The 12,771-nt window shown below is 38.8% G+C and carries 10 protein-coding genes; all 10 read left to right on the forward strand.

Annotation, left to right across the window (positions count from 1 at the left end):
- Positions 1-6: 6 nt before the first annotated feature.
- Positions 7-1,506, forward strand: a complete 1,500-nt coding sequence (locus tag LI149_RS04980; protein WP_005340097.1) for a glutamate synthase subunit beta — start codon at positions 7-9, stop codon at positions 1,504-1,506.
- A 199-nt stretch (positions 1,507-1,705) separates the two neighbouring features.
- Positions 1,706-2,839, forward strand: a complete 1,134-nt coding sequence (locus LI149_RS04985; protein WP_119196377.1) for a C40 family peptidase — start codon at positions 1,706-1,708, stop codon at positions 2,837-2,839.
- Between the two features lie 238 nt (positions 2,840-3,077).
- On the forward strand, positions 3,078-4,175 hold the full coding sequence (locus LI149_RS04990) for a C40 family peptidase (protein WP_227143034.1): 1,098 nt from the start codon (positions 3,078-3,080) through the stop codon (positions 4,173-4,175).
- Positions 4,176-4,538: 363 nt separating this feature from the next.
- Positions 4,539-5,822, forward strand: coding sequence for an NlpC/P60 family protein (locus LI149_RS04995; RefSeq protein WP_227143035.1), 1,284 nt, complete (start codon positions 4,539-4,541; stop codon positions 5,820-5,822).
- A gap of 239 nt (positions 5,823-6,061) precedes the next feature.
- The gene (gene rpsB / locus LI149_RS05000) at positions 6,062-6,811 is read left to right on the forward strand and encodes a 30S ribosomal protein S2 (RefSeq protein WP_022278765.1); all 750 of its coding nucleotides are present in this window, start codon (positions 6,062-6,064) and stop codon (positions 6,809-6,811) included.
- Positions 6,812-6,861: 50 nt separating this feature from the next.
- Positions 6,862-7,797, forward strand: a complete 936-nt coding sequence (tsf, locus tag LI149_RS05005; RefSeq protein ID WP_117495728.1) for a translation elongation factor Ts — start codon at positions 6,862-6,864, stop codon at positions 7,795-7,797.
- A gap of 433 nt (positions 7,798-8,230) precedes the next feature.
- Positions 8,231-9,355, forward strand: a complete 1,125-nt coding sequence (locus LI149_RS05010; protein WP_227143036.1) for a dsDNA nuclease domain-containing protein — start codon at positions 8,231-8,233, stop codon at positions 9,353-9,355.
- A complete protein-coding gene (locus LI149_RS05015) occupies positions 9,355-11,043 on the forward strand; it encodes a hypothetical protein (protein ID WP_227143037.1) in 1,689 nt (562 codons plus the stop codon). Before LI149_RS05010 ends, LI149_RS05015 begins: the two co-directional genes overlap by 1 nt.
- Positions 11,044-11,218: 175 nt before the next feature.
- Positions 11,219-12,046 carry a ParA family protein gene (locus tag LI149_RS05020; RefSeq protein ID WP_227143038.1) on the forward strand — a complete coding sequence of 276 codons (828 nt, stop codon included), beginning with the start codon at positions 11,219-11,221 and terminating at the stop codon, positions 12,044-12,046.
- Positions 12,000-12,771, forward strand: a 772-nt coding sequence (locus LI149_RS05025; RefSeq protein ID WP_227143039.1) for a ParB/RepB/Spo0J family partition protein, incomplete at its 3' end; no start/stop codon positions are given. The genes LI149_RS05020 and LI149_RS05025, both read left to right, overlap by 47 nt.

The following is a 12,771-nucleotide window of genomic DNA, read 5'->3' on the forward strand; positions in this document are numbered from 1 at the left end:
GACAACGTGGGAAAACCAACAGGATTTATGGAATATGAAAGACAGGATAAGCCGGCAGAGTCACCGAAGGAGCGAATCAAGCATTTCCGCGAATTCCACACACCTTTGTCAAAAGAAGAACAGGAGCGCCAAGGCGCAAGATGTATGGCGTGTGGCGTTCCGTTCTGCCAGGCAGGACAGATGATTATGGGGATGGCAAGTGGCTGCCCTCTCCATAACCTGGTACCGGAGTGGAATGATCTGATTTACCACGGCAACTGGGAAGAGGCTTATTATAGGTTAAAAAAGACGAATAATTTTCCGGAATTCACTTCCAGGGTATGTCCTGCACTTTGTGAGGCAGCATGTACATGTGGACTCAACGGAAATGCAGTATCATCAAAAGCGAATGAGTACAGTATTATTGAAAATGCTTACGAAAAAGGATACGCTGCGGCAAGACCGGTGAAAGTCAGAACCGGAAAGAAAGTAGCTGTTGTGGGATCAGGACCGTCCGGACTTGCTGTGGCAGATATGCTGAACCGAAGAGGACATAGCGTGACAGTGTTTGAACGGGAAGACAAAGTCGGAGGACTTCTTCGCTATGGAATTCCAAACATGAAACTGGAAAAACAGTATATTGACCGTAAGGTAAATATTATGGAAGAAGAAGGAATTACATTTGTAACAAATTGCAATATCGGGAAAGATAAAAAAGCTTCTTCTATATTAAAAGAGTTTGACCGTGTAGTTCTCTGCTGTGGAGCTTCTCATCCAAGAGATATCAAAGCACCGGGACGGGACGCAAAAGGAATTTATTTCGCAGTCGATTTCCTGAAGTCCACGACAAAAGCATTGTGGGCAAATGATATGAAACTGGTGGATGGCACATACATTTCTGCAAAGGGAAAACACGTTATCGTTATTGGCGGAGGTGATACGGGAAATGACTGTATCGGAACTTCTATGAGACATGGCGCAAAATCTGTTCTTCAAGTAGAAATGATGCCCAAAGCACCAGATACTCGTGCAGATAACAACCCGTGGCCGGAGTGGCCAAAAGTCTGCAAAACAGACTATGGTCAGGAAGAAGCAGCGGCAGTCTTCGGACATGATCCGCGTGTATATCAGACAACGGTCAAAGAGTTCATCAAAGATAAGGAAGGAAATCTCTGCAAGGTCACACTTGTGAAGCTGGAGCCGAAGAAAGACGAGAAAACCGGACGCATGATGATGACTGAGATACCGGGAACTGAGTATACAGTACAGGCAGATCTTGTACTTATCGCAGCAGGATTTCTTGGAAGTGAAGAATATGTGACAAAAGCATTTGGCGTGGAAGTCAATGCGCGTACAAATGTGGCAACACCGGCAGGTGAGTATCATACAAATGTGGAGCGGGTGTTCACAGCGGGAGATATGCACAGAGGTCAGTCACTGGTTGTATGGGCAATCCGCGAAGGAAGAGAAGCCGCACAGGAAATCGATGTCAGCCTGATGGGATATACGAATATGAATGTACAGTAACAAAATAAGTATCGGGTGAGAACTTCAAACAAGCTTGATTTCTCACCCCATATTTATTTTCCTGCATGGCTTGACTGGCCCAAATGTTACAAAAATGTTAAAAAATATTGCAAATATGTACTGACTCATGTATAATAACATCTAGATGTAGTAGCAAAACTATATAAAATTGTATACATTTGAGTGAGGAAGTTTTTATATGAATAAATTTGGAAGAAGAATACTGGCAGCATTAATTACGAGCAGTTTAGTAGTTACACCGGTTTTGGCAGCACCTTCAGTAGATGATCTTCAGAAGAGTAAGGCATCAGCGCAAAGTGAAGTAAACTCACTTCAGTCACAGCTTCAGAGTATTGTAAGTAAGATTACTCAATTGGAAGCTGATCTTACAACAAAGGGTGAAGAGATTATTCAGGCGCAGGCAGATCTGGAGCAGGCACAGGAAGACGAGAAGACACAGTATGCGGCTATGAAGCTTCGTATCAAGTATATGTATGAGGCTGGTGATGCAACAGCGCTTGAATCACTGGTAAGCTCAGAAGATTTTTCGGATCTGTTAAGTAAAGCTGAGTATGTTCAAAGTGTACATGGATATGATCGCGACAAGCTGGAAGAATATGTTGCAACTAAGCAGAAGATTGCTGATCTGAAGGATCAGCTTGAGACAGAGCAGTCACAGCTTGAGAGCATGCAGACAGAATATGAGACAGAAGAGTCTAATCTGACAACTCTGATTGATTCAAAACAGGCAGAAGTAGCAGATCTTGATTCACAGATTCAGGAAGCGGCAGAGAAGGCAGCGAAAGAAGAGGAAGAGCGTCAGAAGAAAGCAGAAGAGGAAAGACAGAAACAACTTCAGGCAGCATCTCAGAATAGTACAACAACGAATAGTAATTCAGGCAGCTCCAATAGTTCAAGCAGCTCCAATAGTAATAAAGGCAACAGCAGCTCGAATTCAAGCAGTTCCAGTAACAAAGGAAACAGCAGTTCATCATCAAGCAGCAGTTCTGGTAGTTACGTATCCGGAAGTACAGTATCCCGTGCATATTCTGCGCTTGGAAAACCGTATGTATGGGGAGCGGCAGGACCGAATTCCTTCGATTGTTCCGGACTTGTAAGTTTCTGTCTGACAGGAAGATATTCACATACATATAGCTCCAGTGATTTCGTTGGTTTGACTAAGGTAAGTAATCCACAGCCAGGAGATATTTGTGTAAGAGTTGGGCATGTAGGTGTTTATATAGGTGGAGGTCAGATGATTCATGCACCACACACAGGAGATGTAGTGAAAATATCTGCAGTACCATCTAATATGTGGTACGTTCGTCCATAAAGTATATAAGAAAATGAATAATTTAATGCCAGTTCTTTTTTGAAAGGACTGGCATTTGTCATATACAAGAGCATATCTAAACATCTTTGATGGAATTGTATATGAAATGGTAAAAAAATGAACACAAAATGATAAAGATTGCGTCAAATTTGTAGCGGGTTGCGTAAACTATGAAAAATGTGTATAATAACGATGGGGCGTTTTCGAAAGAAAAATAATTAAAAGAGGGAAGATGAATATGAACAAAATAGGTAAGAGAATTCTGGCGGCGGCAGTTGCCAGTTCTGTACTTGTGACACCGGTTTTTGCAGATCCATCTGTTGACGATTTGAAAAAGAGCAAAGAGTCCGCACAGAATGAAGTAAGTTCACTCCAGACCCAGCTTAATACAGTAGTGGGAAAGATTACGGAGCTGGAGTCTCAACTTAGCAGTAAAGGTGAAGAGATTATTCAGGCACAGTCAGATCTGGAAGATGCCGAGGCAGAAGAACAGAAACAGTATGCAGATATGAAGGTTCGTATTAAGTATATGTACGAAGCTGGCAATCAGAGTGCTGTAGAAAGCTTAGTTGGTTCAGAGGATTTCTCTGATATGGTCAACAAAGCGGAATATGTAAGTAATGTACATAATTACGACAGACAGAAATTACAGGAGTACGTAGAGACAAAGCAGAAGATTTCTGATCTGAAAGATCAATTGGAAGAAGAACAGTCACAGCTTGAAAGTATGCAGACAGAGTATGAGTCACAGGAGTCGAAACTTGATAACCTGATCGCATCTAAACAGGCAGAGGTGTCTGATCTGGATCAGCAGATCGAAGAAGCTGAGCGTAAGGCGGCGGAAGAAGAGCTGAAGAGACAGCAGGAAGAAGCAGCAAGACAGGCAGCGGCAGCAGAAGCAGCAAGACAGCAGGCTGCATCGAACAGGAATAATTCTCCCAGCTCATCAAGCAATAGCTCAAGTAATAGCAATAAGGGAAATAGTTCCAATAAAGGAACAAGCAACAATGCTCCAAGTTATGTATCAGGAGACGCAGTGTCCCGTGCGTATTCTGCACTTGGAAAACCGTATGTATGGGGAGCGACAGGACCGAATTCCTTTGACTGTTCAGGTCTTGTAGGTTTCTGCCTGACAGGTAGATATTCACGTTCCTGCACATCAGCGTCATTGAATGCCCTTCCGACAGTGAGTAACCCACAGCCTGGAGATGTGTGTGTAAGATCCGGACACTGTGGAATTTACATTGGAAATGGTCAGATGATCCATGCACCACATACAGGTGATGTAGTAAAAGTAGCAAGTGTCCCTTCTAATATGAGAATCGTACGTCCTTAATAAAAGAATATTGAATTTATTTGCCAGGATTTCTTTTGAATCCTGGCATTTTTAATATCATGATGCCAGTGGGAGTGCAAAGCACGGAACAATCCGTAGGCATCATAGTTGGGGCTTTTGCCCCCCCAACATCTTTAGAAAATTACAATTTCCATGATATAAAAACTCCGAGGCATTCTTGAATTGAGTCATATTTGAACCATAGGTGAGTCACATTTGAAAATGTCTGAAAAAAACAATCTCATTATTGATAATTCAGTAAAATTATTGTATTCTGAACGTATAAGGCAAATGAGGAGTATAACATTCGGGCGGGGGAGAAACCTGAATGTAAAAGGGTAATTAATAAGGAAGGGTGAGAAAATGAAAGTACGAGTTGTTCGGGCGCTTATTGCCTCTGCTGCAGTGAGCACTTTATTTGTTACGACAGCGTTTGTAACACCAGTATTTGCGGAACCGGAGAATCAGGTGGAAACACTGGAAAATCAGAAAAGTGAGGTTGAGGCACAGGCAGATAGTATCAATTCCCAGTTGGTTTCATTGTTGGTCAGCTATAAGGCGCTGCAACAAGACATTGAGAATCAGCAGGTGAGAATTGGTGAGGTTGGACAAGACCTTGCAGTTGCGCAAGAGAATGAGCAAAAGCAATATGAAGATATGAAGCTTCGTATAAAATATATGTATGAAAATGGTGATGCATCATTTGCAGAGGCTATTCTGACTGCAACATCCTATTCGGATTTAGTCAATAAGTCTGAGTATGTCGAGAAAGTTCATGGTTATGACCGAAACAAACTAATGGAATATGTGCAGACAAAAGAAGAAGTTGCGAATTTGAAAACAGAACTTGAAGGCGAACAGGCAGATATGGAAGTCATGGCGCAGGAGATGAGTTCACAACAGGCAAATTTGGAATCAACTTTAACCCAGATGCGTGCCCAAATCGCAGATTTTGACAGCCAGCTTGCAAGTGCGCAGGCAGAGGGAGATGCAAAAGTAGCAAGAATGCAGGAAGAGCAGCAAATAGCTCAGAGTAAGAGTGAAAATCAGACGGGAAATATTTCATCGGCTAATCAGGTGGGGTCAGCAGCCAATACAGGCACGGCAAAGCCATCCGGAGGAAATACAACACCGTCAACGGGGAATACAACGACGCCATCGACTGGAAATGTAAGTACGACAACACCGTCAACCGGAAATACAGGTACGGCCACACCAACGACCGGAAATACAGGGACAACGACAAAGCCGTCAACAGGAAGCTCTTCTAATACAAGCAAGCCGGGCAATGCATCTGCTGGACAGAAGATTGCCAACAAAGGCTGTGAATACATAGGGAATCCGTATGTATATGGAGGAAACAGTCTGACGAATGGAATTGACTGTTCTGGGTTTGTGCAGCAGATTCATGCAAAATTTGGAATATCGACACCGAGAAATTCTACATCACTTCGTTATGGCGGAAAAGCTGTAGCTGTTTCAGATATGATGCCGGGAGATGTGGTCTGTTATGAGGGGCATGTCGCAATTTATATTGGTGGAGGACAGATTGTACATGCTTCCAACAGTAAACCTTATCCGGCAGGTGGAATAAAAACGTCCAACGCATATTACAGAACGATTGTTGCTGTAAGACGTTACTGGTAGTAAAAATTACGGATATTGTAAAAATGTAAAAATATAAAAATATAAAATATAAAACATGCAAAAATCCGATATGATGTTTTTGAAAAACCCTTGCATTCGCAAGGGTTTTATGATATCATTTTAAGGTCGCAAAAAAGCACGCACATGGCTGTCTGAGACGGTGCCAGTCAAAAGAAAAAGACTGGTTTCAAGGACGTATACCGGTGCGGAAGTAAAAAAACCAATTGGAGGAAAGAAACATGAGCGTTATTTCAATGAAGCAGCTTTTAGAAGCAGGTGTTCACTTTGGACATCAGACAAGAAGATGGAACCCTAAGATGGCTCCTTACATCTACACAGAGAGAAATGGTATCTATATCATCGACTTACAGAAATCTGTAGGAAAAGTTGATGAGGCTTACTATGCAGTATCTGATATTGCAGCACAGGGCGGAACAATCCTTTTCGTAGGAACAAAGAAACAGGCTCAGGATGCAATCAAAGTAGAAGCAGAGCGCTGCGGAATGTATTATGTAAATGAGAGATGGCTTGGAGGAATGCTTACAAACTTCAAGACAATCAAGAGCAGAATTGCCCGTCTCAAAGAGATTGAGAGAATGTCTGAGGATGGAACATTTGATGTACTGCCTAAGAAAGAAGTTATCCAGATCAAAAAAGAGTGGGAGAAACTTGAGAAGAACCTTGGCGGAATCAAAGAGATGAAGAAAATCCCGGATGCTATCTTCGTAGTAGATCCTAAGAAAGAGAGAATCTGTGTTCAGGAGGCTCACACACTTGGAATTCCACTTATCGGTATCGCTGATACAAACTGTGATCCAGAAGAGCTTGACTATGTTATCCCAGGAAATGACGATGCAATCCGTGCAGTAAAACTGATCGTTTCTAAGATGGCAGATGCTGTTATCGAAGCTAATCAGGGCGAGGCTGGTGCTGACGTATACGAGGAAGCTGAAGCAGCTGAAGAAGTAGCAGAGGCAACAGAAGAGTAAGAACCAGATAATATTGATTAATTACATTAATTAATTGGAGGACAAAAAAGATGGCAGTTACAGCTAGTATGGTAAAAGAATTAAGAGAGATGACCGGAGCAGGAATGATGGACTGCAAAAAGGCACTTTCTGCAACAGATGGTGATTTTGACAAAGCTATTGAATTCCTTCGTGAGAAGGGACTTGCTACTGCTGAGAAGAAAGCAGGAAGAATTGCCGCTGAAGGACTTGTAGCAACAACTATTAAAGATGGTGATAAAGTTGCAGCAATCGTAGAAGTTAATGCTGAGACAGACTTCGTAGCAAAGAATGAAGTATTCCAGACATTTGTTAAAGAAGTTGTTGAGCAGGCAGCAGACACAGATGCAGCTGATATCGATGCATTCAAGGCTGAGAAATGGGCACTTGATACATCTATGACAGTAGATGAGAAACTTGCAGCTATGATCGCTAAGATTGGTGAGAACATGAACATCAGAAGATTTGAGAAAATCGTATCTGAGGATGGAATCGTTGTATCTTACATCCACGCAGCAGGAAAGATTGGTGTTTTAGTAGAAGCTAAGACAGAGAACAATGACGAGAGAGTTAAAGAGGCTCTTAAGAACGTTGCTATGCAGGTAGCAGCTCTGAATCCGAAGTATGTATCTACTGATGATGTACCGGAAGAGTACAAAGAGCACGAGAAAGAGATTCTTATCGCTCAGGCTAAGAATGATCCTAAGAATGCTAACAAGCCAGAGAACATCATCGAGAAGATGATTACTGGACGTCTTGCAAAAGAGCTCAAAGAGATCTGCCTGTTAGAGCAGGAGTATGTAAAAGCTGAGAACAAAGAGACAGTTGCTAAGTATCTTGAGATGGTATCCAAAGAAGTTGGAACACCTGTAGAGCTTAAGAGATTCGTTCGTTTCGAGACTGGTGAAGGTCTTGAGAAAAAGAATGAGGACTTTGCAGCAGAAGTTGCAGCTCAGATGAACGCATAATCTTACAGTTCGCATAAGAATTTGAACCGTATTATTATCATGTAAATCAACGAAAAACCTTGAATTTCCTATGAAAATGGGATGATTCAAGGTTTTTTTGCGTGTTGGGGAATAAATTTTGACTTATCGTAAATTATCGCTATTTATGCATGGAATTGGGTAAAAGTTGGGGAGTGAGTTGGGGAATTTCAATTCCCCAACTGGCGTGTGAAACTTCGCCTCATTCTTCTGAAATAAGTGAGCGAAGATTGCATGTTTTATTTTGTTGGGGAGTAGTGTAACTCCCCAACTTTTGGCGTGTGGGAGCGTGAGAACTCTCAACTTTTTGTAAGTCTATGCTGGTATGTAATAAATTCGTTGAATTCATGGAAAATGAGTAGTATATATGATAAGATAAAAATATAAAACATATATAATTGTAGGAGTGAAACATATGAAAAATGGAAAAGATAGTCAGAAAAAACCTACAAATAACACAGCTCTGATAAAAAATGATATTACAGTAGATACCGGTTCAGGAAGCATGTCCTATAATCGCCTTGAAATGCAAGTAAGTCAGACACTTCATATGGCAATTGAGTTTTTTGATAATTTAGATTACCTTTTAGTTTTGGATTATTATGATGATATAACATTGTTTGAGAACGAAAGTAATCCTGAAATAGTAAGTTATTATCAAATGAAAACGAATGAAGAATCCATTAGTATCAGTACGGCAATTAGAGAGGATTGGCTGACAAAATTGTATGCACAATTGGAGAGACCGGAATGGATTGTAAAGGAATTGGGATTGATCACAAATTGTCCATTAAAAGTATCGGTCTCAATGAAAGGAGAAAATGGAAAAAACAAGAGAGAGACAAAATCATATACAGCAGAAAAAACAGCTTTTAATCAATTTAATCCGATTACAATAGAAGAAATAAAAAAAGATATTGCGAATAAAAAGGGAATTAGGAAAGAAGATATAGATTTATCGAAGTTTGTTCATATGAGAACAATTTTATCTATACCTAGCCATAAAGAAATCGTTGAACAAGAAATGGGAACTTTTTTACATAAGAAATATCCTAAAATTACAATGGATTCTGTGAAAACGATATTTAATACCATGATAGATCTTTTAACTAGAAGACAACAATACGAGTTGTTGCCTGAACAAGCTGAATATAATGATGTACGATGTAAAAAAGGAATTTCTAAAAATGATTTTGCAAGAGTAATTGATGAAGCAATGATTATTTCTATTCCACCGTTTGATGAAGTGCAGCAGATAGTAGGATTAAATGATGAGGAAAAATATAAGGCATCATACGAATATACTAGAATTATGACTGATTCACAAGGAAGATCAGAATCATTTAAAAGTATTTTTCTAAAAGTTCGTACATTAGTTGAAGAAAATGAAATAGAGTCAGGAATGACTGCTTGGGAATATACAGGAGAGATATGTGATAAATTGTACATAGAAAATCCAAAAGTTAAAATTATCTACAATCAATTTTATATAAGAATATTAATTATATGTATTGTGATAAATGAAATGAGGAAATGGTAATGAATGAGATGTATTTTAAAAGCATATTAATAGCTGACATAAAAGAAAAAACGGCACGTTTTCAAAAGTTTCAAAAGGGATTTAATGTAATAACTAGCCAAGAAAATCATGTTGGTAAGTCTTCGATGCTGAAATCCCTTTATTATGCAATGGGAGCAGAAATTGATTATGACAATATATGGGATAAAAATACGAAAGTTTATATTGTAAATATATGTATAAACGAAAAAAATTATACAATAGCAAGATTTCAAAAGGGGTATGCATTATTTGAAGAAAATAATTTGATATTGTTAACTAAAAGTGCTTCGTATGAACTGCCTAAGAAATATGAAGAATTGTTTTCTTTTGCGGTTTATTTACCGAATAAAGAAACTAAGAAAATAGAGTTAGCACCTCCGGTATTTACTTTTTTGCCGTATTATATAGATCAAGATAAGGGATGGAGTGGATTGTATGATAGCTTTTCAAATCTTAATCAATATAAGAAGAACGATCGTATAAAATCATTATATTATCACTTGAATATATATAATCGTGAAACAATAGAATTGATGGCACAAAGAGATAGAATAAAAGAAAAAAAGGAGGAACTTAAAGAAAAAGAAGAAAAAATCCGAATTACATTACAAGCTTTGTTAGAAGAAACACAAAATTTGTTACCGGCAGATAATCTTGATGAATTGGAAAGAAATTTGCAAATTCCAAAAGAAAATATTTCTATATTGGTATTAGAACTTGGAAATTTGCGTAATAAAATACAAACATTGGAAACAACAATGGCACAACATGAACATCAATTGGAAATCATACAGGAATATAAAAAAATTAAAATTAATACAGAAATAGAAAATAAACAAATGATGTTACATACATGTCCTAAATGTGGATATATGTTTGATGAAGAAATATATGATATTGTTCGCTCAAATTATAATGTGCATAATGAAACATATATGTGCCAGCAAATCCAGTTAATTATTAATTCTATATCCTCAGAACTGGAGAAATATAAAGAAAAATACGTTAAATCTATGGCAGAATTAGAAAAGCAAGAAAAGATATATGATGAATCACAGGATTCGTATGAAGTATATATTAGGCAAAGAGGGCTGAAGGATTCTGTAAATCATTTTAATGAACAATTGGGTGATAATGTATATCAACAGAAACAATGCGAAAAGCAGGTTAAGGAAATTGATAAGAAATTGAGAAAACTTCCTAACAAAAAAGAAATAGAAGAAAAATATATAGAAGAAGTAAGACTAGATATTATTAAATTAGATGCATGGAATGCGGCATATGATGGAAAAATAAAATTACTTAATCCAATTAAAGCACAAGGAACACTTGAAAATAAAATTATTTTGGCTCAAGTTGCAGGACTATTCCAAACAATGGATGCTTTAAATAGTAATACAATAAGATTTCCGTTTGTAGTAGATTCACCAAGAGCAAAAGAAGCAAGTCATACGAGTAGTAAAGAAATATTGAAATTGATATTTGAAATGAATATGCTTCCACAAGTTATTTTGGCTACAATGGATTATAATGATTTTGAAGAAGATATGAAATGTTCTGCAAAAGTTACTGTATTAACAGAAAAGAAGAAATTGTTAAATAATAAAACGTATGAAACACATAAAAAATATATAGAGGAAATTTTTGCACTTTTAAAAGATATTTAGTTTATAAAAAAATTTCAAATAATGAAAAACCGATTGGTTCAATTAAGAATCAGTCGGTTATTACATAGCCGATTGGTTCATTAAGAGTCAATCGGTTTTTCGTACCCATTTTTATACATAGCCAGTCCCGTAAAAAGGATTGGCTATTAAATTTTTCGAGGAAGGAGGAAACCATATGACCAAGTGTAAAGTAATCGCCCTTGCAAATCAGAAGGGAGGAACAGCCAAGACCACAACGACATTAAATCTTGGAATTGGTCTTGCACATCAGGGGCGAAAAGTATTATTGGTCGATGCTGATCCGCAGGGGGATTTAACAACCGCATTAGGGTGGACTGACGCAGATAATCTTCCGATTACGTTGGATACACAAATGAAGAAGATATTACAAGACGAACCGTTTGTGTATAATGAAGGTATTTTGCACCATGAAGAAGGGGTAGACATTATTCCAACTAATATTGAATTATCGGGCATGGAAATATCACTGGTAAATGCCATGAGCAGAGAGCAGACACTAAAGCTGTATCTGGCAGATTTGAAAAAAGATTACGATTATATCTTAATTGATTGTATGCCTAGTTTGGGAATGTTGACCATCAATGCATTGGCTGCCGCAGACAGCGTAATTGTTCCGGTGCAGGCTCATTATCTTCCACTAAAGGGCATGACGCAGTTAATGAAAACAATCGGAAAGGTACAAAGACAGCTAAATCCCAACCTGAAGATTGATGGAGTATTGCTGACACTTGCGGATATGCGGACAAAACTTGCAAAGACAACGGAGGATAGCCTTAGAGAGAATTATGGAAAGCATATTAGGATTTTCAAAACTGTTATTCCAGTGGCTATCACAGCAGCAGAAAGCAGTGCAGCAGGACAGAGCATTTATGAGTATGACAAGAATGGAACTGTTGCAAAGGCGTATGAAGAATTTACGAGGGAGGTGATTCAGTGTGGCGAAAAGCAGAGAAATAAATATGAATCTTCCCTCAGCCGATGACCTTTTTACAACGCAGGAAGAAAGAGACCAGAAGAATCAGGAGTATGTAAAAAATATTTCGGTGTATGACATCAGTGATTTTCCGGACCACCCGTTTAAAGTAAAAATGGACGCTAAAATGGTGGAAACTATCGAGAGTGTTCGAGAACATGGTGTATTAGTTCCTGCTCTTGTCAGAGAGAAGCCAACAGGCGGGTATGAAATGATTTCTGGACACCGTAGAAAAATGGCGAGTGAACTGGCAGGATTTGAGAATATGCCTTGTATAGTAAGGAATCTCAGTGATGACGAAGCAGTTATTGTCATGGTTGACAGTAACCTTCAAAGGGAAGAAATATTACCGTCAGAGAAAGCATTTGCTTATAAAATGAAATTGGAAGCCATGAAGCGACAAGGACAGAGAACGGATTTAACTTCTACCCCATTGGGGCAGAAGTCAGGAAAATATTCCGTAGAAGTTCTAGGAGAGCAGGTAGGAGAAAGCAGAAGTCAGATTCAAAGATATATCCGCCTTACAGAACTTATCCCGGAAATCCTTGAAATGGTCGATAACAAGAAAATTGCCATGCGTCCGGCGGTAGAGCTGTCTTATTTGCCGAAAGAAGAACAGGAGATATTGTACGATACCATGGAATCGGAAGATTGCACTCCAAGTCATGCACAGGCAATCAAAATCCGCAAATTTTCAGCAGAGGGCAGGTTGAATGAAGATGTTTTGCTGTCGA

The sequence above is a fragment of the Dorea sp. 210702-DFI.3.17 genome (assembly GCF_020560825.1).
Taxonomy (GTDB): domain Bacteria; phylum Bacillota; class Clostridia; order Lachnospirales; family Lachnospiraceae; genus Dorea; species Dorea formicigenerans.

Excerpts from the sequence above, each read along its gene's own strand:
- LI149_RS05020 (WP_227143038.1), top strand. The coding sequence starts at position 11,219 with ATGACCAAGTGTAAAGTAATCGCCCTTGCAAATCAGAAGGGAGGAACA.
- LI149_RS04985 (WP_119196377.1), top strand. The coding sequence starts at position 1,706 with ATGAATAAATTTGGAAGAAGAATACTGGCAGCATTAATTACGAGCAGT.
- LI149_RS05010 (WP_227143036.1), top strand. The coding sequence starts at position 8,231 with ATGAAAAATGGAAAAGATAGTCAGAAAAAACCTACAAATAACACAGCT.
- LI149_RS04995 (WP_227143035.1), top strand. The coding sequence starts at position 4,539 with ATGAAAGTACGAGTTGTTCGGGCGCTTATTGCCTCTGCTGCAGTGAGC.
- LI149_RS05015 (WP_227143037.1), top strand. The coding sequence starts at position 9,355 with ATGAATGAGATGTATTTTAAAAGCATATTAATAGCTGACATAAAAGAA.
- tsf (WP_117495728.1), top strand. The coding sequence starts at position 6,862 with ATGGCAGTTACAGCTAGTATGGTAAAAGAATTAAGAGAGATGACCGGA.
- rpsB (WP_022278765.1), top strand. The coding sequence starts at position 6,062 with ATGAGCGTTATTTCAATGAAGCAGCTTTTAGAAGCAGGTGTTCACTTT.
- LI149_RS04990 (WP_227143034.1), top strand. The coding sequence starts at position 3,078 with ATGAACAAAATAGGTAAGAGAATTCTGGCGGCGGCAGTTGCCAGTTCT.